The 26,580-nt window shown below is 36.5% G+C and carries 33 protein-coding genes; 12 read left to right on the top strand and 21 right to left on the bottom strand.

The annotated features are described in order from the left end of the window. Nucleotides 1-14 precede the first annotated feature (14 nt). The 3 genes from IV57_RS00065 to IV57_RS00075 form a co-directional block, all read right to left on the bottom strand. The gene (locus IV57_RS00065; protein ID WP_083488824.1) at nucleotides 15-2,207 is read right to left on the bottom strand and encodes a Tex family protein; all 2,193 of its coding nucleotides are present in this window, start codon (nucleotides 2,205-2,207) and stop codon (nucleotides 15-17) included. A gap of 156 nt (nucleotides 2,208-2,363) precedes the next feature. Further along, nucleotides 2,364-4,031, bottom strand: a complete 1,668-nt coding sequence (locus IV57_RS00070; protein WP_057879444.1) for a CocE/NonD family hydrolase — start codon at nucleotides 4,029-4,031, stop codon at nucleotides 2,364-2,366. A gap of 5 nt (nucleotides 4,032-4,036) precedes the next feature. Further along, a complete protein-coding gene (locus IV57_RS00075) occupies nucleotides 4,037-4,477 on the bottom strand; it encodes a MerR family transcriptional regulator (RefSeq protein WP_057879445.1) in 441 nt (146 codons plus the stop codon). A gap of 161 nt (nucleotides 4,478-4,638) precedes the next feature. Between IV57_RS00075 and IV57_RS00080 the strand changes: the two genes are divergently transcribed. Continuing rightward, nucleotides 4,639-5,043, top strand: a complete 405-nt coding sequence (locus tag IV57_RS00080) for a helix-turn-helix domain-containing protein (protein ID WP_057879446.1) — start codon at nucleotides 4,639-4,641, stop codon at nucleotides 5,041-5,043. Between the two features lie 116 nt (nucleotides 5,044-5,159). Here the strand turns inward: IV57_RS00080 and IV57_RS00085 are convergent, their stop codons facing one another. Continuing rightward, complete coding sequence (locus IV57_RS00085; protein ID WP_057879447.1) at nucleotides 5,160-6,134, bottom strand: alpha/beta hydrolase; 975 nt, start codon at nucleotides 6,132-6,134, stop codon at nucleotides 5,160-5,162. Between the two features lie 198 nt (nucleotides 6,135-6,332). Between IV57_RS00085 and IV57_RS00090 the strand changes: the two genes are divergently transcribed. Then, complete coding sequence (locus IV57_RS00090; RefSeq protein ID WP_057879448.1) at nucleotides 6,333-6,767, top strand: TetR/AcrR family transcriptional regulator; 435 nt, start codon at nucleotides 6,333-6,335, stop codon at nucleotides 6,765-6,767. Between the two features lie 78 nt (nucleotides 6,768-6,845). Here IV57_RS00090 and IV57_RS00095 read toward each other — a convergent pair whose 3' ends face one another. Then, nucleotides 6,846-7,526, bottom strand: coding sequence for a dihydrofolate reductase family protein (locus tag IV57_RS00095; protein ID WP_057879449.1), 681 nt, complete (start codon nucleotides 7,524-7,526; stop codon nucleotides 6,846-6,848). A 102-nt stretch (nucleotides 7,527-7,628) separates the two neighbouring features. Here IV57_RS00095 and IV57_RS00100 point away from each other — a divergent pair, with 102 nt between their 5' ends. Beyond that, entirely contained in the window at nucleotides 7,629-8,066 is a 438-nt protein-coding gene (locus tag IV57_RS00100; RefSeq protein WP_057879450.1) for a MerR family transcriptional regulator, read from the top strand. 91 nt (nucleotides 8,067-8,157) lie between these two features. Here IV57_RS00100 and IV57_RS00105 read toward each other — a convergent pair whose 3' ends face one another. From IV57_RS00105 to IV57_RS00125, 5 genes are all read right to left on the bottom strand, one after another. Beyond that, nucleotides 8,158-8,490, bottom strand: coding sequence for a winged helix-turn-helix transcriptional regulator (locus tag IV57_RS00105; protein ID WP_057879731.1), 333 nt, complete (start codon nucleotides 8,488-8,490; stop codon nucleotides 8,158-8,160). A 155-nt stretch (nucleotides 8,491-8,645) separates the two neighbouring features. Further along, nucleotides 8,646-9,320 carry an SDR family oxidoreductase gene (locus tag IV57_RS00110; RefSeq protein WP_057879451.1) on the bottom strand — a complete coding sequence of 225 codons (675 nt, stop codon included), beginning with the start codon at nucleotides 9,318-9,320 and terminating at the stop codon, nucleotides 8,646-8,648. Nucleotides 9,321-9,343: 23 nt separating this feature from the next. Continuing rightward, nucleotides 9,344-10,291 (bottom strand): NADP-dependent oxidoreductase, encoded by a 948-nt coding sequence (locus IV57_RS00115; RefSeq protein WP_057879452.1) that lies wholly within the window; start codon nucleotides 10,289-10,291, stop codon nucleotides 9,344-9,346. Between the two features lie 336 nt (nucleotides 10,292-10,627). Next, nucleotides 10,628-12,229 (bottom strand): cation:proton antiporter, encoded by a 1,602-nt coding sequence (locus IV57_RS00120; protein WP_057879453.1) that lies wholly within the window; start codon nucleotides 12,227-12,229, stop codon nucleotides 10,628-10,630. A 26-nt stretch (nucleotides 12,230-12,255) separates the two neighbouring features. Then, nucleotides 12,256-12,612, bottom strand: a complete 357-nt coding sequence (locus IV57_RS00125; RefSeq protein WP_157051861.1) for a winged helix-turn-helix transcriptional regulator — start codon at nucleotides 12,610-12,612, stop codon at nucleotides 12,256-12,258. Nucleotides 12,613-12,741: 129 nt separating this feature from the next. Between IV57_RS00125 and IV57_RS00130 the strand changes: the two genes are divergently transcribed. The 6 genes from IV57_RS00130 to IV57_RS00155 all read left to right on the top strand — a co-directional run bounded on the left by IV57_RS00130 (nucleotide 12,742) and on the right by IV57_RS00155 (nucleotide 16,095). Further along, a complete protein-coding gene (locus IV57_RS00130; protein WP_057879454.1) occupies nucleotides 12,742-12,993 on the top strand; it encodes a kinase to dihydroxyacetone kinase in 252 nt (83 codons plus the stop codon). A 27-nt stretch (nucleotides 12,994-13,020) separates the two neighbouring features. Continuing rightward, a complete protein-coding gene (locus IV57_RS00135; RefSeq protein WP_083488825.1) occupies nucleotides 13,021-13,713 on the top strand; it encodes a DsbA family oxidoreductase in 693 nt (230 codons plus the stop codon). Then, nucleotides 13,713-14,345 carry an MBL fold metallo-hydrolase gene (locus IV57_RS00140; RefSeq protein ID WP_057879456.1) on the top strand — a complete coding sequence of 211 codons (633 nt, stop codon included), beginning with the start codon at nucleotides 13,713-13,715 and terminating at the stop codon, nucleotides 14,343-14,345. Before IV57_RS00135 ends, IV57_RS00140 begins: the two co-directional genes overlap by 1 nt. A 104-nt stretch (nucleotides 14,346-14,449) precedes the next feature. Beyond that, entirely contained in the window at nucleotides 14,450-14,809 is a 360-nt protein-coding gene (locus IV57_RS00145) for a winged helix-turn-helix transcriptional regulator (protein ID WP_057879457.1), read from the top strand. 1 nt (nucleotide 14,810) lies between these two features. Then, a complete protein-coding gene (nfsA, locus tag IV57_RS00150) occupies nucleotides 14,811-15,545 on the top strand; it encodes an oxygen-insensitive NADPH nitroreductase (protein ID WP_057879458.1) in 735 nt (244 codons plus the stop codon). Nucleotides 15,546-15,726: 181 nt separating this feature from the next. Beyond that, nucleotides 15,727-16,095: an iron-sulfur cluster biosynthesis family protein gene (locus IV57_RS00155; RefSeq protein ID WP_057879459.1), complete on the top strand. Its 369-nt coding sequence runs from the start codon at nucleotides 15,727-15,729 to the stop codon at nucleotides 16,093-16,095. Nucleotides 16,096-16,205: 110 nt separating this feature from the next. Here the strand turns inward: IV57_RS00155 and IV57_RS00160 are convergent, their stop codons facing one another. The 7 genes from IV57_RS00160 to IV57_RS00185 all read right to left on the bottom strand — a co-directional run bounded on the left by IV57_RS00160 (nucleotide 16,206) and on the right by IV57_RS00185 (nucleotide 19,343). Continuing rightward, complete coding sequence (locus IV57_RS00160) at nucleotides 16,206-17,024, bottom strand: aldo/keto reductase family protein (RefSeq protein WP_057879460.1); 819 nt, start codon at nucleotides 17,022-17,024, stop codon at nucleotides 16,206-16,208. Between the two features lie 7 nt (nucleotides 17,025-17,031). After that, nucleotides 17,032-17,238, bottom strand: a complete 207-nt coding sequence (locus tag IV57_RS00165; protein ID WP_057879461.1) for a hypothetical protein — start codon at nucleotides 17,236-17,238, stop codon at nucleotides 17,032-17,034. A 62-nt stretch (nucleotides 17,239-17,300) separates the two neighbouring features. Continuing rightward, a complete protein-coding gene (locus IV57_RS13400; RefSeq protein ID WP_162261204.1) occupies nucleotides 17,301-17,423 on the bottom strand; it encodes a flavodoxin family protein in 123 nt (40 codons plus the stop codon). Between the two features lie 13 nt (nucleotides 17,424-17,436). Next, nucleotides 17,437-17,976, bottom strand: coding sequence for a flavodoxin family protein (locus IV57_RS00170; RefSeq protein WP_057879462.1), 540 nt, complete (start codon nucleotides 17,974-17,976; stop codon nucleotides 17,437-17,439). Nucleotides 17,977-17,993: 17 nt separating this feature from the next. Next, entirely contained in the window at nucleotides 17,994-18,218 is a 225-nt protein-coding gene (locus tag IV57_RS00175) for a Rossmann-fold NAD(P)-binding domain-containing protein (protein WP_057879463.1), read from the bottom strand. Then, nucleotides 18,194-18,634, bottom strand: coding sequence for an SDR family NAD(P)-dependent oxidoreductase (locus tag IV57_RS00180; RefSeq protein ID WP_057879464.1), 441 nt, complete (start codon nucleotides 18,632-18,634; stop codon nucleotides 18,194-18,196). The genes IV57_RS00175 and IV57_RS00180 overlap by 25 nt, the downstream gene beginning before the upstream one ends. 163 nt (nucleotides 18,635-18,797) lie before the next feature. Beyond that, nucleotides 18,798-19,343, bottom strand: coding sequence for a TetR/AcrR family transcriptional regulator (locus IV57_RS00185; protein ID WP_057879465.1), 546 nt, complete (start codon nucleotides 19,341-19,343; stop codon nucleotides 18,798-18,800). 138 nt (nucleotides 19,344-19,481) lie between these two features. Between IV57_RS00185 and IV57_RS00190 the strand changes: the two genes are divergently transcribed. Next, the gene (locus IV57_RS00190) at nucleotides 19,482-20,483 is read left to right on the top strand and encodes an NADP-dependent oxidoreductase (RefSeq protein WP_057879466.1); all 1,002 of its coding nucleotides are present in this window, start codon (nucleotides 19,482-19,484) and stop codon (nucleotides 20,481-20,483) included. Nucleotides 20,484-20,535: 52 nt separating this feature from the next. Here IV57_RS00190 and IV57_RS00195 read toward each other — a convergent pair whose 3' ends face one another. Together IV57_RS00195 and IV57_RS00200 are read right to left on the bottom strand one after the other, a co-directional pair. Continuing rightward, nucleotides 20,536-21,354 (bottom strand): aldo/keto reductase, encoded by an 819-nt coding sequence (locus IV57_RS00195; protein ID WP_057879467.1) that lies wholly within the window; start codon nucleotides 21,352-21,354, stop codon nucleotides 20,536-20,538. Between the two features lie 86 nt (nucleotides 21,355-21,440). Next, the gene (locus tag IV57_RS00200; protein WP_057879468.1) at nucleotides 21,441-22,346 is read right to left on the bottom strand and encodes a LysR family transcriptional regulator; all 906 of its coding nucleotides are present in this window, start codon (nucleotides 22,344-22,346) and stop codon (nucleotides 21,441-21,443) included. 188 nt (nucleotides 22,347-22,534) lie between these two features. On the opposite strand from IV57_RS00200, the gene IV57_RS00205 reads away from it, so the two are divergent. Both IV57_RS00205 and IV57_RS00210 read left to right on the top strand, forming a co-directional pair. Beyond that, nucleotides 22,535-23,188, top strand: coding sequence for a nitroreductase (locus IV57_RS00205; RefSeq protein ID WP_057879469.1), 654 nt, complete (start codon nucleotides 22,535-22,537; stop codon nucleotides 23,186-23,188). 74 nt (nucleotides 23,189-23,262) lie between these two features. Beyond that, complete coding sequence (locus IV57_RS00210; RefSeq protein WP_057879470.1) at nucleotides 23,263-23,703, top strand: GNAT family N-acetyltransferase; 441 nt, start codon at nucleotides 23,263-23,265, stop codon at nucleotides 23,701-23,703. An 88-nt stretch (nucleotides 23,704-23,791) separates the two neighbouring features. Here the strand turns inward: IV57_RS00210 and IV57_RS00215 are convergent, their stop codons facing one another. Together IV57_RS00215 and IV57_RS00220 are read right to left on the bottom strand one after the other, a co-directional pair. After that, nucleotides 23,792-25,120 carry an FAD-dependent oxidoreductase gene (locus tag IV57_RS00215; RefSeq protein WP_057879471.1) on the bottom strand — a complete coding sequence of 443 codons (1,329 nt, stop codon included), beginning with the start codon at nucleotides 25,118-25,120 and terminating at the stop codon, nucleotides 23,792-23,794. A 12-nt stretch (nucleotides 25,121-25,132) separates the two neighbouring features. After that, a complete protein-coding gene (locus IV57_RS00220; protein WP_057879472.1) occupies nucleotides 25,133-26,365 on the bottom strand; it encodes an oxalate decarboxylase family bicupin in 1,233 nt (410 codons plus the stop codon). Nucleotides 26,366-26,580: the final 215 nt, after the last annotated feature.

A 26,580-nucleotide genomic window follows, 5' to 3' on the forward strand; every position in this document is an offset into this window, starting at 1 on the left:
CATTTCCGTAAATTTTATTTATCTTTGCGCATAGTCAATTGAATTCGATTACGATTTTTATCAACACTGAGAACCCAAACGGTCACAATATCACCAATCGTCACTACAGTACTAGGATCACTGACAAAATGATTCGACAACTGTGAAATATGAACCAATCCATCTTGTTTAACACCAATATCAACAAAGGCGCCAAAATCGATCACATTTCTGACGGTTCCTTGAAGTTCCATTCCTGGTTTCAAATCTGCCATGGTCAAAACATCTTGACGCAATAATGGTGCTGGCATACTGTCACGCAAATCACGACCTGGTTTACTCAAGCCAGCAATAATATCAGTTAATGTTGCTTCACCAATGTCTAATTGTTGTGACCATTCATTCAGATTCAACTGTTTTAATTGATTTTGAAGTTCAGCAGTACCAATAGAACTATCCGTGGCCGCAATACCCTTTAATAACTTTCGGGTTGCTCCATAACTTTCTGGATGAATATCAGTATTATCCAAAGGGTCACTACCCGCGATGATTCTTAGAAAGCCGACTGCTTGTTGATAGGCTTTAGGTCCCAAACGTGGGACATCTTTCAATACCTGACGCTTATCGTATGAACCATTTTCATTCCGGAACTTCACAATATTTTTAGCGGTTGTAGCTGTTAAACCAGAGATGTGCGTTAATAATTCTGGACTAGCGGTATTAACATTGACACCAACTTGGTTAACTGCCGTTTCCACTACTCGGTCCAATTGTTCATCCAATGATTTTTCAGGAACATCATGTTGATATTGACCAACACCAATGGCTTTGGGATCAACTTTGATCAATTCTGCTAAAGGATCTTGCAGACGACGACCAATACTAATAGCGGAACGTTCTTCAACATGTAGATCAGCAAACTCTGCCCGGGCATTAGCACTGGCTGAATAAACTGAAGCACCAGCCTCATTGACGATGACGTAATATACTGGATGATCCAAAGTTTTCAAAATTTCACTGACAAACTCTTCAGACTCACGACTAGCTGTTCCATTACCAATAGCAATCATTTGAACATGATACTTTTCTAGTAATTCTCTAAACTCTGGTCCAGCTGCCGTTCGTTGTTTACTGCTAGCGGGCTTGTGCGGATAAATGACTTGCTTAGCTAAAAATTGTCCATTGGCATCCATGATGGCTAACTTACAACCAGTTCGATAGGCTGGATCAAATCCCATCACTACTTTGCCCTTCAATGGTGCTTGCATCAAAAGATGATAAAGATTATTACCAAAGACTTGAATCGCGTGTTCATCAGCTTTATCAGATAGTTGGCGACGTAATTCACGTTCAATTGAGGGACCGATGAATCTTTTATATGCATCTTCAAAAGCATCAGTAACCTTAATAACTGCAGGTCCTTGATGTTGTCTGATCAACTTAGAATATCCATACTTCAAAATTTGGGTTGAATCAACTGCAATTCCAACTGTCAAAATTTTCTCACGTTCACCACGATTGATGGCTAAAGTACGATATGGTGGGACTTGTTTCAAAGCTTGAGTAAAGTCGTAATAAGTTTCATAAACTTGTTCTTCATCTTTTTCCTTAGCGCCACGTTTGACCTTACTAGTCAATTCTCCATTTTGCCAAGTGTAACCACGGATCCATTCACGGAAATCAGCTCGATCACTAATATTCTCCGCTAAAATTTCGTTAACACCAGCCCAAACAGCTGTTAAATCTGGCAAATCCTTATCATCAGCAATGAATGTTTTAGCTTTAGCATCCAGACCACTCTTAGGAAAAGTCAATAACCATTTGGATAATGGTTCTAATCCAGCTTCACGCGCAATCGTCGCTTTGGTTCGACGTTTTTGTTTATAAGGAAGATAGAGATCCTCAACTTGTTGTAAAGCAGTTGATTGTTCCAATTGCTTCTTTAAATCAGCTGTTAACTTACCCTGTTCCTGAATCAGTTTCAAAACATCATCACGGCGTTTATTAAGTTTCAACAATCGCTTGGCTTCATCTTCAATATCGCGAATGGCAACTTCATCCAATGTTCCTGTTCGCTCTTTTCGGTAACGAGCAATAAACGGCACAGTATTTCCTTCATCTAATAGAGTCAATACTGCTTGAATCTGTTGCACTCGATATTGGTTCAATTGTTGGTGAACTGGTTGAGCCAATTCGACCATGTTAGTTTCTTCCTGTTTTGTTGCCATGTAGCCCTCCGTTGTCGAAATCTCTTGATTAATTAAGTATTCCTATTATATCACGACAGGTTTCGAAGCTAAGAATCGTCAGTACCAAAAAGAATCCTAACATATATCAGATTCAATTCTGATTGTTAAGACTCTTTTTATATCATCTTTAGCGATTTATTTGATGGAAATCGTAATACTTGAGGCATCTTTAGCATTCGAAACTATTGTTTGTTCTGCGGTTTGAGCTTTGTCTTGTAAAGCTTGATTACCCTTGTAATTAGTATGAATCTCAAATTGTGGGAAATCTGATGAACTTACATCTAAACGTAATTTACTGCCTTTAGATAAGAAATAACTAATTCCCCAAGTATCTAACTCAATATTTGCTAAAGTATTCGGTTGATAATCTGTCGTGTTAGCAGCAATTGTCGTTGCTTGAGTTCTAATATTGTAAGTCTTGCCATCAGGTAAAATCGTACTCAATTTGATTACAAACTCAGTATCCTCAGCACTAGATTTAACATTCAAATTAGCTTTGATTGAACTGTCCAAATGCAGATCTTTTTCTAGCGGTTCACTGACAAAACTCATCACATCAGCACGTGTTCCGATAGCCGGTTGTTCTTGACTACCAACTAGATTCATCGAATGTAACATGGCTTCCCCACCTACTGATATAACCGGATTACTTGGATCGTAAAGATAAGTTGTTTCACCAGTTTTTCCTTGTGGTTTATTAGAATTCAATTGTTTCTGATCACCGGAAAAGTCTAAATACCACGTCAATTGTCTTTTAGCAGTTGCTGTTTGCCAGTTTTCTTCATGCCACTGATCACTACCAACCTCATAAGTCATCAATTTGCCAGGCTTATCTTCACCCTTGACCAATTTTTCATCAAACCAGTTCAACATCAAGCCCATTTCATTACGCATCATTTTATCAGTTGAACGTCCATAGATAGAATTTTGTCCAAAATGATTCCAGCCACCGATTTCCAAATTACTCTTTAATTGCGTTTCCTTTGGTAATTGTTTAAAGGTCGTCATAGAATTTTGGAAATGATGGTCATACCAAGCATCAGAAATAAAGAGTGGAATCGTCACATTTTCAGCAACGGCTGCCAATTCCTTTAACGCTGTTGTGGACCAATAATGGTCTGTTTCTTTAGGACTCTTCAAAACATCACGATACCAATCTAATTTTTGACCCCAAAAATCAACATCGACCGTATATTGAGGTAAATGTCTGTATGATTCGAAATAATCAGTATCAATTTTGAATCCAGCATTGTCCATTGCCCAACTAGTCACGATATCAGGCTTTGTTAGACCATCTTGATAATTTGAAATATTGCCATGCATTCCGTAATTACTCAAATACATTGTTTTCATTTTAGCAGGAACTTTGTCAGCGATAGCCCAACCAGTCATGGCTAAATATGAACTACCGTAGAAGCCCATTGTTTTGACCCAATCTTGATCATTTAACCAGTTAACTAAATCCAAACCATCTTTTCGTTCGTTGATCAATGGTTGCCACTCACCTTCTGAACCACCGATTCCACGGCAGAATTGGAAGACGTAAGCAAAACCTAATTTAGCAACTTCTTGACCGATGATTCTGTTCATTGGGTCTTGAGCTGCATAAGGTCCTCTTTGGACGATTGTTGGCCAAAAACCATTGTCTTCTGGTAGAAAAGCATAGGTTCTCAGTTTTACCCCATCAGCCATGGTAACGGTAAATTCTTTAAAAACTGGTTCATCGTATTTTGGGGGAAGACCGGCATTTCTAATTCCGGAAATAAATTGATTAATATATTCTTGATATTCCGCTTCATCCATATTGATTATGCTTCTTCCTGATTTTTATCGTCGATAGAAAATGAGACATCCTCATCGTTAATGGTGGCAACGATTTGTTGTTCTGGATGATCTTTGATTGGCTCCAAGAAAATTTTTAAACCATCAGAATCTTCCTCAAACCCTCGATAGCTCTTAGAAAGTAATGTTCCCAGAGCCTGCGATTGAACAGACATCCCTTCTGCTACTTGGGCAGCCTTTTCTAAAGACAGTCCAGCTCGATTAAAATGTGCCATGGTAATTACTTTGATAGTTGTACTGACACTGTACTGTCGTGAGTTATTAGCCTTTTCAGCATCTGACTCTATCAAGCCTTTTGACTCCCAATACCGTAGTTGCCGTGAAGTAACTCCTGCAATATTAGCGACCTGTGTAATTCCTAATAACACCTTATTGAACGTATCATATGGATTAAAATCTTCAGCCATGATCTGTCACCTCTTTATCGGTACTTTATACTTGTTCGAAATAATTGTCAATCTCATTGACAAAAAATAATATAATGATTTCTTATTTCTAATGCTTAACAAAGATGATATCTTATTAATAGAACATGAGGTAATTATTGCCTAATCGTGAGGTTTAAACTATGAATCAAATAGAAAAAAGCTTTTATAATCCCGAGAAGAATACGACTGAAATATACTTTGAAAAGTGGATCATGGAGAAATGCAAGGTAAAATATGTTGATAGCCTACTTGTTAATCATCATTATTGGCAAGATTCCGATGGTGAGTTATGGGCTGATTTTAATAATCCCATGGAAAACGTAAAAGCTGATTTTAATGCCTATAGGGAACGTAAGAAATTTATGAATCCCCAAAACATAAAGAAACTAAGAAATGATCTCAATTTAACCATAAGGGAATTTGCAGAGCTAACCGGTCTCGGATATTTCAGTATCTCTCAAATTGAGAATAATCAGCGGGTACAAACAAAATATCAAGATATGATGTTTAAATCAATAAAAGAACAATATGAAACAATAGAATAAATATCTACAAATAAATAACATGATAACTTAATAGACATACGGAAAAAATGAACCATAAAAATAGATCCCTAGCCTAATTTTTCATAAGTTAGAGATCTATTTATTTTCCAAATATTTTATTTTTTCATTAATTCAATTATTATATTCTGTGCATCTTTTGCTTCTGGAGTTGGATACATTGGATAAACATGATTCAACCCTGATCCTATATACTTTGTTACCTTAACATCATTTTTCCGTAATTTTTTGTATAGCTTATTTACATCTGGATAAAATAGCTCCCGCGTTCCCACAAATAACGTAACATTTTTTAACCCTTTCATATTCCCATTTATTGGTGAAACGTGATAATCATTAACGTCCAAATTACCAGCCCATGATTTACCTTCGACTCGTAATTCATCAATTCCTAGGATTGGATCTTTAGATTCATATTTTTCTTCAGATTTATTGGACTGTGTTATATCGATCCATGGTGAAATTAATATTAATTTATCTGGTTGGGCAATTTTCTTTTGGGAAAATGATTCAGCTAATCCTAAAGCAAGTCCCCCACCAGCACTGTCACCAGTTAAAATAATTTTCTTTTGATAATGTTGACTCATCTTTTGGTAAAGTTCCGTCAATAAATTATAGCTAGTTTTCCATGTCTTGTGTGGTGCCGAGGGGTACATCGGTATTACCACTGGTGAATCGCTTTTAGTTGCAATATTATCGATTGCTTTTAATTGAAATGAACTCACTTGATGAACATATGCGCCACCGTGAAGATATAACATAGCCGATTTATTCTTACCTTCAGGATTAAAAATATAAACCGGCATGTCATGAAAGTTTATTTTTCTATAACTACTAGTCAATTTTAAATTCTTCGGTAATTTATATTTTTGATTACCCAAACGTTTCTCTTGAGCCAAAAAAGATTCCGTTTCTTTGGTAGATTTTTTATTAACATCGACTCTCAAATAAATTTCTGACACTGTTGCCATAACTGACCGATGATAATACAAGTGAGATACTGTGAACAAACTGATCCATATTAACCCCATCAAGCTCAATATTATGATTAGACTCTTTTTTAAAAGTTTCATTGATTCCTCCGATAGAACATTTATATTATCCTATGGTAAAATACTTTCATAATATTACAATGGATTACCAATCCGACTAAACAAAAGAGAGGATATTGTCCTATCACAAATAAGAAACAATTAAACGCTTTACAAACAGCCAATCGGGAATCACATACAATAACTCGAGAATCAATTCGACAAGCACTCTTTTTATTAATGGAAGATACCTCATTTGAACGTATCACTATTTCAGCAATTATTAAGAAATCTGGTGTTTCTCGATCAGCCTTTTACCGTAATTATTTAGATAAAGAATCAATCCTAGACGATGAACTTAATCGTTTAGCATTTGTAGTAGAAGCAGCTACTGGAGATAATATTCAGGATAATTGGTTCTTAATATTCAGTGCCGTTGAAAAAAATATGGATACTATGCAACTACTTATAAAAGCTCATCAAGAACCACGCTTATTAATAATATTGAATCAATATTCAAATTCTAAAGATGAAGTTGTTCTAGATACAATTTGGAATGGTATTTTATATAACGTTATTGTTGAATGGTCTAAAGATTCTAATCGTGAGGCCATTGAAACTATTGTCCCAAAAGTTACTCAATATACTAAGAATTTGGAATTATCCAACCATTAAAAAAAACAACCCAAAGTCAGTTCTGAATAAAGGCTTTAACCTTTACTTAGAATTAATTTTGAGTTGTTTTTCATTAAATTATTTCTTAACCAAATAACGCAGCCAAACTGCATCATCATCGTAACTTTGCACACTCTTAAGTTTCAAAGGCACAATTCCATGATCCATACCACGACCGTCAAACACAGCTGCCATGCCACCACGGCCATCGACTCCAGCACCAATCAAAAGACTAATTTCATCGATCAAGCCTTCATCAAGAAAAGAACCGTCAATGTGTCCGCCACCGACAATTGCCATTCGTTCGACCTCAAATTCTGTCTTCAAGATTTCAGTCGCTCGGGCTAAATCAATTTTTGACTCGCCAGCAACGATCCAGGAAATATTTTTAGTATCAAGATAATCCAAATAATCTTTAGTTACTTGTTGGCTAGTAATAATAATATGAGGACGACTATATTGGGCATCATCATCCCACATCAAGGTTCCTTTTGTATCGACAACCACGTTGTATTCCTTGCTGTCCACTTTCTTGGAAAACTTTTCTACTCCAACGGCAGTTTTATTTTCAGCATCAAATTTTCCTGATTGAGCTAGCTCCAATTGAGCAGTGACACGGCCACTCAAGGTTGTTGGTGCATCAATAGCTTGTAAAGTTTGGTAATACTCTGTTGTTCCTGGTAATTGGGCCGTCATATCACAATCGATTCTGCCATCAACTGACATCATCATGTGACAAATAATATAGGGTCTCTTCATTTAAACGTTCCTCCATTAATCAACTTATCTTTTGTGTTAAGATAGTTCCATCATATGACTTGAAGTTAGGTTTAAGTCAAGAAGTACGAGGAAATCATTTTGATGAAAACAACTTATACAATTGGTCAAGTATCCAAATTACTTGATCTATCCAATTCAACAATTCGCTATTACGATAACGAAAAACTACTACCAAATCTAACAAAGAATGACGCTGGTATTCGTAGCTTCACCCAAGCTGACATCGATACTTTGCGTGTTATCGAATGTCTCAAGAAATCCGGCATGAAGATCAAAGACATCTACACTTTCACCAATTTGGTCGCTCAAGGTGACAGTACTATTAAGGAACGCCGCGATATGTTTTATCAAATTCGCCATGATTTTACTGAACAAATGGAAGCAATGAAACGAACTATGGAAATAATTAATTTCAAATGTGACTACTATGATAAAGCTATCAATGATGGCACTGAAAAATACGCTCAAGCAGAAATGCCTTTGTCTGAAATTGTCCCTGTTAAAGTTGCTGAAAAATAAAAAATGATTACCAACATTGACTGTCAGTAATCACATCATTAAATTTCATATCTAGCTGACCTTTTGGTCGGCTTTTTTGCTCTCAATAAAATTATCGTTGTTCATTATAATCGATGGCAAATGTTTCTAGTGCCTTCAAAACTGGCAAGAATTTTTCACCCATCTCAGTTAATGAATACTCAACCTTGGGTGGGACTTCTGGATAAACTTCTCGATGAACTAGACCGTATTCTTCCAACATTCGTAATTCTTTAGTCAAATAAGCTTGGGTCACCATTGGCATCTTGCGGTTAAGTTCTCCAAATCGAAAAACTTTCTGACTGAGAAAATATAGAATAACCATCGTCCATTTACCACGAACGACTTTCTGCACACCTGCTACTGGACAATCAAGGAAATTATCATCTAAACTTGTTTCTTTCATATCTTGCTTCATTATCGACCTCACTACTTTCACTGCTCATAATACCATTATACTAAAAATAACCTGGCACTAAAGAACTTAGGTCAGATTACTCTTCTGAGTTAACGATATTCTTTTTTTATTACTGTCTGTATATCGAGACATCCTACATCTTATTAATCACTTTGTTTAGTGGGACGAACCAAGATCTCGCTGACTGACATATTAGCTTTAGTTCCGATAGCAAATTCAACTGCGTCAGCGATTTGTTCTGGTTGTAAAGCACCCATTTGTTTCATCATTTTATGGCCTTGTTGGTCTAATTCAGGATCATTAGTTTTGTACAAATCAGTTTCCGTGGCACCTGGTGAAACAATGGTTGTTTTAATATTGTTTTCAGCTTGTTCCTTACGTAGTCCATCCATAATTGCTCGAACAGCAAACTTAGTTCCTGAATAAACGGCTCCGTTAGGAAAAATAACGTGACCACCAACTGAGTCGGTTGCGATGACATGCCCTGATCCTTGTTTGACCATCTGAGGTAGGGCAGCAGCAATACCGTTCAAAACACCATTAATATTAGTGTCGATGGTTCTTTGCCATTCATCACGTTTACCATCAATCAATGGTGACTGAGGCATAATTCCAGCGTTGTTATCAATTTTAGTAACGTCAGCTTGTTTGATCAAAACTTGACCTTCGGGAAATTCTGCTTGAATCTTTTCTAATCGATCAAGTCTTCTGGCAGCAATTACTAACTTAGCTCCATCTGCGGCCAATTTTCGACTAATAGCAGCACCCATTCCTGATGATGCGCCCATGATTACAACTACTTTATTACTTAAATCCATTTTGATTTTCTCCGTATTTTTTATTATTTAGTATTTAAAACAATAATTCGTTTACCTTGATTACTACCCTTTTCAAAATCTAAATGTGCTTGTTTAACATCCTTTAGTACAAAAGGATATGTCTGCGAAACATTAACTTGTAACTTTCCAGCAACGTACATCTTTAGAATCTCAGTTATGGTGTTATTAGAGACATCGCCCATTGCATAGACTGCCTGAATTCCAAACTTAGCCGCCTTCTTTGGATCGGGAACACCATTGACTGAAGTTAAAATGCCGCCTGGTTTTATAACTTGATAACTCTGATCTAAGGTTCTTGAACCAGTCAGATTAACTACTAAATCAAGATCATGCACCATTTTAGTAAAATCCTGAGTTTGATAGTCGATGATCTCATCTGCACCAAGTTCTTTTAGGTATTCAGTATGTTTAGCTTTGGCAGTCGTAATGACATAAGCCCCAAGATTTTTAGCAATTTGAATCGCCATAGTCCCGACACCACCAGCACCACCGTGGATTAAAATTTTCTGTCCAGCTTGAATTTTGCCATTGAGAACCACTGCAGACCAAGCAGTCACGGCTCCTAAGAGAAGTCCTCCTAATGGAACCAAATCAAGGTCCTCCGGAACAGTTATGACTACTCCATTCTGATTCAAAGTTAGATATTCAGCATTACTACCCTGCATCGAGAATCCCACGACATGATCTCCAACCTTAAATTTAATTACATTAGATCCAACTTGAGAAACAATTCCTGAAAAATCATTTCCTAACATATGTGGTAGGGTTGGTCGCATCTCCTTAGGCATAGTGGGAAATGGTCCATTTTTTCTCATCACAATATCGGGGTCATTAATTCCAAACGCTGCTACTTTGATAACTACTTCGTCAGATTTAGGAGTTGGCATTGGAACGTCAATTTCCTTCAAAACGTCTACTGAACCATATTCGTTAACAATAATTTTTTTCATAAGTGTAACCTCTTCTTCTAATTAATAATTCTTTGCAACTTTTGAATGTGATATTAGAATAAATGATACCTACAAATAACGTAAGTACCATTTTTATTAATAGATACTATCTTTTAATGTTGAAATGTATCAAATTAGGTATTTACAGATAAAAAAATATAGGCCCATGCAGTTGCTGATAAGTACTCGTCAAAAATTTCGTTATTGAATGATCAAAAAATTCTAATCGGGATTCCATTGAGACCATTATTCCCCAAGTAACCAACTATACTAAAAATATAGCTTTATCTAGCTCAAAAAAACTGACCATCTCTTTGAGAAAGCCAGTTTTTTGATTCATTCAGAATCATCGTTTTTCTTGTTTATTATTTCTACAGCTGGAGCAATAACTAATCTTTCAGACAATAAAACATCATCATACAACCCGTAAACATATTCTTGATAGCTATTTTCTTTTTGTGAGACCATATCCAAATAAGCCCGTTCTTTGGCAAAAGCATTCATGAAGGCCCGCATCTCTAATTCTTTTTCTGAGCTGGTAAATTCTGGACGTCTGACGACATCGACCCACGCTCTGACAAAGTCTCGTACCCTTGTGCGCCTTTTTTGACTCATCAAATCAAAAACTACTGATTTTTTCACATTATCAGGTAAATACATAGCATTTACCGCTATAATTCCTTGGTGAACCATTTCCGTTCGTAGTTTATCGATTTCTGATGCAACCCTTTTTTTACTGATCTCCGGCTTCAGAATAAATCGAAAGACTATTGTTGGAACTAATAAACTCAAGATTATCAGCACCCCTTCAGACATCAAAACCAAATTGAAATCACTTCTTCTAACGTGCATTTCTGCCAATGTGTAAGCTAAAGCCAACGTTACTGAACCATGGACTCCACCCAATGAGAAGATCCAAGCCGACTTATTCTTGAATTTTAATTTTAACCGGCTATAAACATAGCGAGTAATAACATTGATTAAATAAAGAACCGCCCCGATTGTCACCCAATTTAATGAATGGGAAGATATCTTTTCATCGGCAATGATTTTTACAAACATCACACCCAAAATAACAAAAACTGCACTATTGAACATTTCTGTCATTACGGCAACTAAACCATAATCTTGATTAACTTGAGCTGAGTTAGTTAAGAGTGATCTTTGTGCTTCAGCATTATGAACCAATCCGGCGCAGACGACGGCAATGATTCCCGAAACATGGATCTGCTCAGCCAAAAAGTACAGTATTAACGGCGTTACGATATAAATCATATTTTGAGCCGTTAATGAATTATAAGCAGTCCGTAACAAAAATTGTCGAAAGATGACAATGATCGAAGCACTTATGAAACCAAATAACACCCCACCAACAGCTGAAATTAAGAAGTTAGAAATTGTTTGTCCATAATTGATATAACCATTAACATACCATAGAACTGCCATATTCAAGAGAATGATTCCGGAGGCATCATTAAATAATGACTCCATTTTGAGAAGAGTTCCCTCCTCTTCTGGTATTTCCAAACCATTAGTTGCCGATTCCATGGCGGTCGCATCTGTTGGTGTACTGATAGCAGCCAAAATAAATGCTAATGGTAGACTGATTCCACCAATCAACCAAACACTGAATCCGCCAAATATTAAACACAGCACAACTAAAATTACTGCTGTCTGAATGATATGTCGAAATTCTTTTCCAACCACATTCAATTGGGTCTCTTGCCCCTCAAAAAATAACAATGGCGCTACGATAAAACCGATAAATATTTCGGAGTTAAAGGTTTGCATTTGATTTCCAAAGGTTGGAACCAAAGAAATCATTCCACCAATAATCATACTAATATAGCTAACTGAAATTTTTGGAAATACTTGTGCTAGGATAATGCTGATAATTGCCGCAAATACGATGATAAATCCTGAAATCATCAAATTCATAAGATTGTCCCTCAAGTTCTCAATTATTATTCTTGCTTATCTTGAAAATCGACACAGTATTCTTTACCCCAATCACAGATACTTCGCAAAATTGGAATCAAAGTCCGTCCCTTGTCAGTTAATGTATATTCAACCTTCGGTGGAACTTGTGGATATTCGTGTCGCTCAATTAATTCGTTGGCTTCTAATTCTTTTAATTTAACTGATAAGACATGTGGTGTAATACTGCCAAGTGTCTTTTTTATTTCTCCATACCGCATTGTATCAAATTCTGATAGACAGAAAAGCAAATTCATCTTCCACTTCCCACTGATTAATTTTAATGCTCCATCAAAGGGATTCATATCAATATTTCTAAATTCTTCCAAATTAATTTTATCCATAAACGCTGATTCTCTCCAATACTATCATTTTTGACCCTAGGTATTAAAAATGTCCATACTTGTTTAATACATATCGCAATAATATACTAAATTTTGTTAATTTACTAATTTTTGTAAGGAGCGATTCGTATGGATCATTATCAATTTGATACACAAACTTTAATTACTGGCTGTACTCTCAATGAAGATGAACTTCGTGAAACTATTACTAGTAAGTTTGAAGGTAATAGTTTAATTCTAGGTGGTGACAATGACTTAATGAAAGTCCACTTTCACACAAATTATCCTGGTTCAGTAATCGACTATTGTGCCACTCTAGGAGATATTTTCGATGTTGTGATTGAAAATATGGATCGCCAAGCCGCTGGGAAAAAGGGTTAAAAAAATAAAAAAGGTTGGAATAATATTATGTTAAAAATATCTATCTGGACAGACTATGCTTGCCCATTTTGCTACATCGCTGAAGCAAGAGTTGATAACTTGGTTTCAGAATTAAAACTTGAGAATCGAGTTGCTTTTGATTATCACAGTTTTGAGCTCTACCCTGATGCTCCTAAGGACGTTCAAGAGATTACTCTAGTTCGCTTTGCTAAGAAATATAATTTGAGTATGGAAATGGCCGCTGAGCGGATTGATAAAATTGCTCAAATGGGACGAGCTGAAGGTTTAGATTTCAAATACAGTAGCACTCAGAATACCAATACTATGGATGCTCATCGTCTAACTCAATATGTTAATAGTTTGGATGATCCAAAATTGACTAAGAAATTCTCAGATTTTTTATTCAAAGCTTACTTCAGTAATAATTTGAAATTAGCTAATCACGATGTCTTACTCGACGTTGCCAAAAAGGCCGACCTTGATTTATCTAAGATAAAGGAAGTTCTCAATAGCCAACAATATTTCGAAGCTGTCCGTAAAGATGAAAAGTTTATTACTTCACAAGGTGTCAATGCTGTACCTTTCTTCATTATTAATAATCAAGGTATCATGGGTGCTCAGCCTAAAGAAGTCTTTAAAAAGGTAATTACTGATGCTCTTAAGGCAGAGGATGACTTAACAACTGGCATGAGTTGTGGTATCGACGGTTGTAACTTCTAATGCGGCTTTACGTACAACCAGTTCGTGACATTTTTCAAACTAATGCTTATTTCTATATTAATGAAGAAAATAATCACGGCTGTCTCATTGATCCGGGCGAACAATCCCATTTATTGAACCAAATAATCACAGCACACCAGTGGACGATCGATGAAATTTTGCTAACTCATGGTCATTTCGATCACACCGGTGCTGTTGATGATCTAACTAAATCACTTGACATACCTTTTTACATTCATACCAGAGGAGTTGAATATCTTCAAGATGATGAATTGAACTTATCCAAAAGAAACCAACGTCATATTAATATCACCGAATCACCTGATTTACTACAAGGTGGTGACAAACTCACATTAAAAAATACTAATCTAACCTTTGATATTATCTATACTCCTGGTCATTCTTTTGATTCAGTCACCTACTTTGATCGTCAAAATAAAATTGCTTTCGTAGGCGATGTTCTTTATAACGATGGACCTGGCATCTGGCAATTCCCTGGTGGCGACAGGAAACAGCTAAAAGATACTATCAATCAAAAAATTGAAGCATTACCCAATGAAACACAATTTTTCGTTGGGCACACTGGACCAATGAACATGCAGCAAGTTCATCAGAGCATGCTGCAATTCTAATTTTTGAGAATACAACAACTTATAGTCAAAATATTCATTTGATAAGTATACGCACTTTTCATATCTAGTATCAGAAAAGATGGTATTGGAGGATATTAACTTTTATGGATAAGATTAATTTAAAAGAATTTAGAAGTATCGATATGGATCCCTTTAACGGAGCTATGGCCTTAATAAGTGGCAAATGGAAAATGAACTTACTTTTTTGTTTATCAGAAATGGATACCATGCGCTATGGAGAGCTCAGAAAGACGCTTGGTGGCATTACCCCACATGTGCTCTCCGTCAAATTAAAGGAACTCGAACAAAACGAGTTAATCATTCGACATGAATATCCGCAAGTTCCACCCAAAGTAGAATACACACTAACTGATAAAGGTCGTACCTTGATTCCAATCTTGAGAAGTATTTGCGATTGGGGTAAACAATATTGTATGACCCATCAAGAAAGGGATACTAACTAAATTGAATACACTTGATATCATGAACAATCATCGTTCCATCCGTAATTTTGAAAACCAGTCCCTCACTGATCAGACCAAACAAAGCTTACTAACAGCTGCACGAGCTGGATCATCTTCGAATTTCGTACAGGCTACTTCCATTATTGAAATTCAAGATAATCAAATAAGAACGGAAATAGCTGATATTTCTCAGAGTGCGACCTACGTGAATCAAAGCGGTGCCTTCTATATATTTGTGGCCGACCTTTATCGACAATCCCAGCTGCTTAATGAGCACCACCGCAATCTAGCTCCCCTTAAAACCATGGAATCGCTATTAGTCAGCGTGGTTGACACAACAATTGCCGCTGAAAATATGGCCGTTGCAGCGGAATCTCTAGGTCTGGGTATCTGCTTTATTGGTGGAATCAGGAATAACTTACCGCAAATTAGTAAGTTGTTACAATTACCTAAATACACAGTACCCTTATTTGGTATGACAATCGGTATTCCTACTAGTAAAAACGCTGTAAAGCCAAGGATGCCATTGAATAATTTTACTGCAACTGACCATTATGATCCTGCCAACTTTACAGACTTGACACAGTACGATGCGGTCATGCAAGAATACTATCAAAATCGCCCCAGTCATCCAAAACAAATGGACTGGTCTACTAGTCAACTTGATTTTTTCAAGACCCTTCGTCGACCAGAAGTTACTGAATTCATTCATCAACAGGGATTCCTAACTGACTGATCATTCACTAATTCTTGGTGAACGCCTGTATCAATAGTTCATTGGATAAATTCGGTCAACTTGATTCTAATAACGTCAATAATGGAATTCGACAAGCATTTAAAGATGATAAATATAGCAGGGATAGCACCACTTATTGTTAATACAATTATTTATCTAATTATGAAAGAAGCATAACAAAATGAAACTAACAATTACTTCAGAAGCATTAAAACGGATTAATAAAATTATGACTCCAAATGATGTTTTGGTATTGGATGTTGATGATGGATCTGGGGGATTTTCTAAGTCTTATCTGAAACATTTGGAGTATCAATTATTAATTGTTGATCGAAAAATTTTACCGGCAGAATTCGATCAAACGTTGGTATCCAATATTGGACCCATTTACTTCAGTAAAGATACAGAATGGTTCTTATATCAGAATATGAGAATTGAGTTTAAGGCTAATAGTAGCACCTATAGATTATGGAGTACAACAGGACTATTAGGCAGCTTGCCAATTAAACGGGCAGTTCCTAAAGCAGTTGCTGAAATAGAATTGGAGTGAATTATTCTCTAAAGTTTGACCTTTTATCCATTACATAAATACAAAAAAACTTCAGCAAGAATTAGACATAAAATCTAATTATGCTGAAGTTTTTTATTTCTTCTTGACCGCTATTTTAAGCTATTTAAATAATCAAAATCACTATCAGAGATTTGAAAATCAATCATTGTATTTTGTTTAATATGATTTAAAGAAGTGGATTTACGCCAAAGAGGTAGACCCATTTGCCAAACATATCTGATACATAATTGAGAAACCGTGACCTGATATTTATCGACCATCGTTTGAATCTGAGGATACTTCAAGGTAACTCCATGGGTCACGACCGAGTATGCCTCTGTTACTATCCCCTGCTCTTGATCAAATTTGATTAAATCATTCGGTACGTGACCAATATTTACAACCATCTGATTAACACTGGGAATTACACCAGACTTGTTGATCAGATTATCTAGGTCTTCTTTTTCAAAATTACTGACACCGATTGCCCGAATTTTTCCGATTTTTATACTATCGATCAATGCTTGCCAAACTGCCAAATTCTCGTCAAAATACTGACTCTTGACATCGAGGGCTTTCGACCAAGGGGTTGGATTATGAATCAACATCAAATCTAAATAATCATGGTTCAGCTTTGACAATGTCGTATCGATTGAATCTGTCACTGATCGATAGTCCTTCAATTCAGCATCAACTTTGGAAGTGATAAAGATATCACCACGCTCGATACCAGACTCTTTGATGCCTAAGCCAACCTCTTGCTCGTTATCATAGGATTGAGCTGTGTCGATCTGACGATAACCAACTTGAATAGCTGTCTTCACTGCTGAAATGGTAGTATCTTTTTGATTCATGAACCAAGTTCCCAACGCCAACTTGGGCATTTTGATACCATTATTTAAGATTACTTCTTCTTCAGTAATTGACATAGTTATTTCACGCTTTTACCAATTCATCTAGGACTTTATCAAGTTGTTGAGTACTATCATAGATTGAACTGTCAATCTTGAAACCAGCAAGGTAGTTACTACTTTCTGGTAACATCTCTTGAATATCATGCTTGTAGTTATAGTCAGTGTCGACACAAGTCCAATAAGCTTTAACATTTTTGCCACTCAGATCGGCTTGATTCAAATAAGCCATGACAGGATCTGATAAAATCCAGCCCCAAACAGGCCCACCAATTATGACATTCTCATAATCAGCTAGGGGTAATCGACTGTTGATTGAATATTGAAGATATCAATTTGATATTTGTCATGAATTCTCTGCGCAATGGTTTCATTCAAACCAGTTAAAGAATAATAAACTAATAATGCTTTTGCCATATGATATTCCTCCTTACTTAATATTTTTGCCTAATTCAGCTACTTCAGTAATATGCTGATTCAATTTACTAGGATTCCATGAGTCAGAAGCCAACACTTCACCACGAAGATTCCAACGCATGTATTTGCACAATTGGTCGAAATATCCCGTTAATGAACGGTAAGCCGGACTGTCAATCTCCCCAGCATCATAACCAGAAATGAGGATATAGACATCCTTGTCATCTTTTAATTCATGATTATATTCATAAAATCGATCGATCACAGTCTTTAATTCAGCATTGATCCCGTAGTAATAAAGTGATGTACAGAGTACTAAGACATCAGCATCTATAATCTTAGGCATGACCTCTTTGGAAATAATGTCATCATCGTGAATTGTTGTCTCATTTTCATCTAGTTTCAAAAAATGGACTTGATCAGCATTCAAACCAGCGTCAAAGCGGAATAATTCCGATTGATCGGTGACACCATTAATAAAGGCATCAGCTAACTTACTAGAAGTTCCGTTCAAATGTGGACTACCAGTTAATACTGTAATTTTCTTGGCCATGTATAATTATCTCCTATCTATTTATAATCGATTTCCCATTCGTTACGATCCTGATTCAGTTGCCAAAACGTTTCAGCAATATTATCGGGGGCAAAATGCGTTTCGGGTTTAATTTCACCATAAATTGTGACCGTTCCGACAAAGACACCTTGTTCTTGAAGTTCATCATGTAATCCCTTGGTCAAATTACGCAAGGCTGCTTTCCCGACGGCCAAACCTAAGAAACCAGGGAATGGCTGCACGGCGGCCAAACCACCTGTAAATAAGATTGCTCCATTGACTCACTTATTTTGTCCTGTAATTCAACAACAGCTTGGAAAGCGCCAATAACATCCAAATTTAAATGGTCTTTTAATTGATCCACCGTTAAACTGTCACCATCAGGAGCAGTAATTCCAGCGTTGTAGATCAAAGTATCGATTCCTGTAGTACTTTCTTTGATTTTATTCAAACTATTTGTAAAAATTGCCTGATCAGTAATATCAGTTTGTACGGGAATTGCTTCAATATTACTTACCTTCAATTCTTCAGCAATACTATTCAACTTTTCAAGATTTCTGGCCATCATGAAGACCCGATAATCATTATTTCCAAATTGTTTTGCTAAACTCTTACCTAAACCTTCACCAACGCCAATAACTACTGCTACTTTTTTCATTATGTTGTATCTCCTTTTGTAATTAACAGTGATCATTATGTCAGGAATGAGTCTGGGGTGGAATTGCTTGATTTGTTAGCAGTGTATTAACTTCTAATTAATACCAATTGGACAAAGAAATACCTACCAGAAGATTATCCAAATACTTCTTCGGTAGATATTTTTAAAGACCTGATTCAATCAAATTCCACATGGCTTCAAAACGACTCTGATAAGCGGTATCTTGCCAAAATTCTGAAAAGTTCGGCAATGTGAAGACTGAAAATGCTGCCATGATCGTCTCAGCCTTGACGATTTTTTCTCGGTCATAGTGCATTATTTGATTTATTTGGTCATATGAACTCATTAAAACTTTTCTCAGGGCATAAGGATCATTATCAATGTACTTAGTATTTAATTTGAACATTTGTTGATTCTGCAAATAGGCATCCTTCTTGGCGTTAACGAATTTCCAGATCCAATCATGCAATTGTTTCTTCCTATTATCTATAGACTTATCGATTACGATTGAATCAAAGATATTCTCATTGAACCACTTTTGAGCTACTGCCTCCCAGAGTTCCTGTTTATTATCAAAATATTTGTAGATAGCGGCATGTGTGATGCCAAGTTTTCTGGCTATCTGTGGTACCGACACTTCAGACTTGCCAGTTTCTTTAATTAGTTGTTCTGCTGTTTCAATTATTGTCGTCTTCGTTATTCTATCCATTTCTCAAACAACCTTTCTTAATATTGGAAAGTTTAACACAAATAAAGTTAAGTAACAGTTATTGACATCTGTTACCAAATAATTTATACTAGCTTCAAGTTACAGAAACGATTATTTGTTACTACATTGGAGGAAACCATGAAAGCAGCTCAATTATTGAAATATGACAAGCACGCACAATTAGAAATTAACGATCTACCAATTCCTGAAATATCCACAATTGAGGTCCTGGTCAAAGTAAAAGTTGCTGCGGTCAATCCTCTGGAAAATCTCATTACTACTGGTAGCGTTAAGTTAATTCAAAACTATCAGTTACCTGCGACCATGGGCAACGAACTAACTGGAGTAATCGAAAAAATTGGTTCGAATGTCACTGATTTCAAAGTCGGTGATAAGATTTATACCCGCTTACCACTAAATAAAATTGGCGCTTTTGCTGAATATGCCGCCGTTGATCACCAAGCCATTGCCCTACTTCCCAATAATTTGGATTTCTCAACTGGGGCTGCGGCTCCTTTGACCGGTTTAACTGCCTATCAAGGTCTCCATGAAGAATTATCGGCTAGTGCTGGCAAAACTATTTTCATCCCTGGTGGTTCCGGTTCCTTTGGTCAAATGGCTGTGCCTCTAGCTAAAGAAATGGGTTTAAAGGTAATTGTCAGTGGTAACGCTCGAGCTAAGGAACAAGTCATGAGTATTGGTGCCGATCAATACTTAGATTATAAAACTGATAATTATTGGGAAATTCTACATGATATCGATTATGTGATCGATACTTTAGGCGCTACAGAAATTGCCAGAGAACTATCGATCATGAAAAAAGGTGGCCGTCTCCTATCCTTAAAGGCTGGTCCCAACAAGCAATTTGCCATTGACCATCATTTACCTACTTGGAAAAAAATGCTCTTTTCTTTAGCAGGTAAAAAGCTTGATAACTTAGCTCAAAGTGCTGGTGTCTCATATCATTTTATTTTTGTCAGGAGCAATGGTCAACAACTTCAAGAGATCACCAAAATCATCGAAAAAAATAACATCGTTCCAGCCGTTGATCCAACTGAATTCTACCTTAAAGATATCAACCAGGCTATTACTTACATGACTACTGGCCATCCTAAAGGCAAAGTTCTAATCCATTTCTAAAACAAAAACGATACCAACGGAATGAATTCAATTCCTCGTTAGTATCGTTTTTTTAATAAGCTTCTTGTCCCATAGAGCTAGGCCAGTTGACCCCTGAATGACCTTGATCCAAGGATTTGATTATATCAAGCTCATCGTCAGTCAATTTAAAGTCAAAGACATTCAAATTTTCGGCAATGTGAACTGGATTGGTGGACTTAGGGATCACCATGATATGTTGTTGTGTCAAAAATCTCAAAATCACTTGTGCTGTTGATTTTTGGTACTTTTCAGCAATCCTAATAATCGCAGGTTCACTCAAAACCGGACTGAGTCCTTCACCCAAAGGTGCCCAAGATTCATGTAAAATATTATTTTGATTTAAGAATTTATGCATTTTATTTTGTTGCCAATAAACATCAGTTTCAATCTGATCAATCATTGGTTTGACTTCAGCACGGTCGATTAATTTTTGCACTTTACTACTATTAAAGTTGCTGACACCAATGGCACGTAATTTCCCAGCTTGATAAGCTTCTTCTAAAGCTTTATAGGTACCTGAATTGTCAATTGTAGGCCAATGAATGATCATTAGATCAAAGTAATCTAGTTGGGCACTACGTAAGGATTCATCTATTCCTCGTAAAGTAGTTTTGTAACCTGATGTTTGAGTCTTAGAAGTTACGAATAAGTCATCTCGTGAAACTCCACTACCATTAACGGCTGCTCCAACTTCGGCTTCGTTACCATAATTTTGAGCGGTATCAATACTTCGATAACCTAGATTGATTGCTTTAGCCACGTTTTCTTCAGTAATTGCTGGAGGCATTTGATAAGTTCCAAAGCCAAGTGCCGGAACTTTGACTCCATTATTCAATTCAAAATAACCCATTTTTTCTACTTCCCTTTTCATCGATAAACCAATTGTAATGACGATGACTTCAAAAGAGAATATTGTATTAATTAGCACTTCATTAACTATTTGTTAATGCTATTTTGCCGATTATATTCGGAACCCAAAAGCTCAATGAAATTTTTAACTGTCAACGAAGCATGATCAGAATAAACTATTCCATAAGGCATTCTGTATTCTGAATCCATTTCGATGGCTTTAATAGGAGCATAAGCATCTTTCCAAATATCAAGTGTTTCCATAATATAATTGTTCTGACTACAGATATTAAAAGTATTGATATCATAGAAATCTTCACTATCAATCACAGTAATGCCATGTGCTTCTAACTTATCACGCATATCATCCAACCGTGGCGATAAGCCCCTTCTGACTAAGAGAACCTTATCGTTCTTCAAATCATCCAATGATATCCTGGACTTATTGGCTAAGTGATTATTTATCGGCACACCCCAATAAGCCTTGGTTTCGGGTAATTCATAAGTCTGATAAGGTCCACGACTGATCTGTTCCGAATTTATCGGACCAACAAAAAAATCGATTTTTGTTCCTATATTAGTAAACATATATTGCATACTCAACGGATCATCCTCAAAGGAAACTAAATCTAGCTGATACTGGTCCTTATTGTTCATACTTGACCATAATCTAATCAATGGTTGAGCGGAACGTAATAAAGAAGTCCCAATTTTAATAACTTTCTTACCCTGATTGTCAATCTCACGGGTTTGTTTCAAGATTCCATCCGACTCAGAAATATAATTACCAGCGGATTCATAAAAGAACTTACCAGCCTTCGTTAAAGTAACACCTTGTGTAGTACGGTCAAGCAATTTTACACCGACCATATCTTCAAGACTATTCATCTGTTTCATAACTGAGACCGAAGAAATAAACAGATGTTCCGCCGCCTTGGAGAAACTACCATCCCTTACAACTTGGACGAACGTATCTAACTTTGTATCGTACACAAAATCCCTCCTCGTATTAACTAATCGTTAATGCAATACTAGTTTTTTTGACAATTCATTGTCAAGAAAAAGATTAGTCTAAATGGTATTAACATGAAGGTAATGCGGAGTTAATTAATCACCCAATTCTCAAGTATCACCTATCTGAATATAATATATCTTATCAATTGATTCAATTGGAGGAAAAAATGGAAACAAAAAACACAATTTTAAATCGTCATTCAACACGCTACTTTACTGACCAAAAAGTTGATCTAAAGGATATTAAAGAAATCCTAATATTAGCTCAAGCAACACCGTCATGGGTCAATTCCCAACCAGAACATATCTATTTGGCTACTGGTCAGTCATTAGAAACAATCCGTCAAAGATATCTCAATCGCTCAAAGACAGCAGCACATGGTAAGCCAGAATTGCCTGTTAAGAGTCGTAAAGACTGGTCAAAACAAGGCCAAGATAATATGGCTGCTTGGTCCGATGGCGTCAGTGAAACTTTAGGTTCAACTTGGCAAGATACCATGGGTTCTGCAGCTGACAAACTCTACAATGCACCGGCAATACTCTATTTAACCTTGCCAAAAGATTATTCACTCTGGTCTTTATATGATCTAGGAGCTTTTGGACAAACTCTGATGTTGTCGGCTACTGATAGGGGTCTTGGCAGCATGACCGCTTATCAATTGATCAAATTTCCTGATATTGTTCGTAATAACTTACCAATCTCTGATGATGAGGTAATCATTTCTGGAATTGCATTAGGTTTCCGCGATAATTCAGCTACTGTGAATAAAATAAATTCTAATAGACAACCACTGGAACAAATCTTGACTATCAATAATTAATTGTTAAATATTAAAAAATTGAAGTATGATAATAAGACATAATTTTTAACATCTTATGATCAAAGGAGACTTCTATGGAGATTAAACTTTGTACCACTCGTACACCAGAGTTAATAGAAGAATTAGCTCAAATTTGGGAAAATGCGGTTCGAAGTACTCACAAATTTTTATCGGAATCAGCAATTGAAAAATTTAAAACCACCGTACCAACAATTATTCAGGACGTACCGGTTGTATTAATTGCCACTGACCAAAATCATCCAGCAGCTTTTTTAGGCCTAACTGATCAGGAAGTTGATATGCTATTTGTTGATTCAAATCTTCGTGGTCACGGGATCGGCAAAAAGTTGCTACAGTATGCTATCACTAACTATTCAGCTAATACTTTAACGGTGAACGAACAAAATCCTCAAGCAGTTGGCTTTTACGAACACTTGGGTTTTGAAGTTTATAAAAGAACTGAGACAGATGGTCTAGGGAATCCTTACCCTATTTTATATATGACTAAGGGTTGAATATCTTTTTTAATTAACAAAAAACGATATCTAAAAAGAATTGATAAAATTCTTTTATGGATGTCGTTTTTTCGATTTATAAATTATTCTATTTTGCTTGCCAGATACCATACAGATCACTAGCTTGTGTTGGATAGGCAAATAATTGTTGTATTAAATCATCAGTGCTAACATGCTGCTGCATCATCAGCACTAAGTAATTTACTAAATAGTCAGCGTCCTGACTCAGAACCTCGGCTCCGACAATTTGTTGACTTCCCTTGTTAACGACCAACTTCATTTGTGCTAAGTTATCGCCATTACGAGAATAAGTCTGCCATTGACTGAGATCGACATTTTTAACTTCAAGATCACTTTGTTGAGCTGCTTTTTGGACACTAATCCCCACTTGACCTAACTTCGGTAAACTGAAAACAGTCAAAGCTGGAACTGGATACTTAATAGAAAATCTAGCGACACTGCCCAACGATGTGCCCAAATACTTACCTTGATAAATTGCAAAGTTACTTAGCTTAGGCACTGGAGCATCACAACAATCACCTAAGGCAAAAATATGCGGATTAGTTGTCTGCAACTTTTCATCAACTTTGATACCATATTCACCAAAACGAACGCCCATAGCCGACAAATTTAAATCTTCAAAGTTAGGAATTCGACCAGCCACACAATAAATTGCATTCGTTTTAAAAGTAGTTTTATCGGTATTAACTTCATAATCGTTTGTTGATAAACGAGTTATTGACTGAACGTTATTATCGAACTTAAAATCGACTCCAGCATCTGATAGTGTGTGAACTAACTTCTGAACTAAATCACGATCAAAAATTCCCAAAGCCCGCTGATTATGTTGGACAATTGTCACTTTGGACCCAGCTTCGGTCGCAATACTAGCTAAAGCAAAGGAAATGATTCCCGCACCGATAATGGTAATATTTTTTGGCAAGATGGCACTCTTTAGAAAGCTAGCACTGTGTTCCAAATATTGGTCACCAGGGAACTTCAACATCCGTGGACGAGCTCCAGTTGCTAAAATGATCCACTTAGCTTGATATTGTTGACCATGTACCTTAATCGTTTGAGAATCAACAAAGGTAGCGTGTCCTTCAATTGTAGTGACGCCAGACTTTACTAATCGACTGCCATATCGTTGATTAGCTGCCATAGTAACTGAGGCACTATGAGCCGCCATTTCTTCCCAACTTAAAGGCAAAACTGGTTGACGTAATTGTCTTAAACGATAATGAGTTTCGGCACTAGCCAATAAAGCTCTCTTAGAAGTACTGCCGCGATTGATTGTTGTTCCTCCCCAATCACGTTCTTCAACGATAATGACTTTGTAACCTCGAGTGGCTAAGCTCAAAGCGGCTGCACCGCCACCAACACCGCCACCAATAATTATTGCATCGAAAATTTGCATTTTACTCACTCCCTACTTAAAAACTTGGTTAGCTTTTAAATTCAAATTCTCCACTTGTTCGTTATTTTTATGGCTTTTCTTATCTTTGGAACGGTCTTGATCGTACCAAACAACAGCTGCTTCTTCTTGAGGGAATTTTTCAACTGTCTTAGGACTAACATTTAGATGATTGGCAACCATTTGTGTTGGTGATGTTGCTAACCACTTATTGAGTGATTCATCTGAATAAACTGGATTCTTGAAAACTTCCAAGAAGATCAACGGTTCATCACCGATATTTTGAATATAATGACCAGCTACGATTGGAATAACGCCAACGTCTCCGGCCTGATAATTGAAGGTTCTTGCGAGAGATGCAGAATTAAAGACTCCGACCTTAGCTTTTCCTTGGACAAAGTAATCCCATTCTTCTGATTTAGGGTGCCAATGCATTTCTCTCATTCCACCTGGTTCAACCTCAACGATAGCGGCAGAAATAGTTTGAGCAACTGGGAAGACTTTGGAATCAACGATCCAAACTTTTCCAGCTTCAAATTCATGTGGCTTCAAGTTATTCATATGGAAAGTGAATGGTGAAGGAACATCCCCATTGATATTGTTTTTCTTAACTTCACTAATTGGTCCAGGAACTTCGCCATTAAAAATATACTTTTCTTTACCAGGTAAATTAGCTAAAACATCTTCACCGACTTTGAAATTAGCGGCAATGACATCTTTGGGAGTGTGTGCCAACCAGTCAGTTAATAAGAAGGTATTATTCTCTGAAAAATCTGGTTCACTAAAGACTAATAGGAATTCACATCCCTGGTCTAGTGCTTGGATTGAGTGAGGAATCCCAGCTTCGAAATTCCACAAATCACCAGCATTGATATCATCGATAAAACTACGTCCCTCTTCATCTAGAGCAGTGACACGAGCATTTCCTGCAATCATAAAGGCCCATTCAGCTTCTTTGTGCCAGTGCAATTCACGATAAGCACCTGGTTTCAAACACATGTCAACACCTGCTAGATCATGTGATGCTGGCAATTCACGATTAGTTACTTCACGAGTCCAGCCACCCTCTTCGATACGCATATGTGCATCAGAAAAACTGAATCTCAAATTTGCGACTGTACCGTGGTCAGTAATTGGTGGTACTAATAAGTCTGGATTTTGAAGATCACGTTCATAATTTCTTGGTCCACGATCAATCCATCCACCATTATCATCCTCACGTTGTGGTTCTACTCTTTTATCTGCCATACAATGTTCCCTCCTTGGATTTTATAAATCCATAATATATTACGTTTATCGAAAGCACAAACATTAGATATACATAATGTCATTTTTTTGAATTTATTCATTTAAATATGAACAAAACTTTCGAACAATCATTTTCGAGCATTAACTTGAGGTTAACGAAAAACTAACAATTTAGTCAATTCTAAGATTCTCCGATTCCTTGTAATATATTACCT

Source organism: Companilactobacillus kimchiensis, from assembly GCF_001438805.1.
In the GTDB taxonomy this organism is placed as follows: Bacteria; Bacillota; Bacilli; order Lactobacillales; family Lactobacillaceae; genus Companilactobacillus; species Companilactobacillus kimchiensis.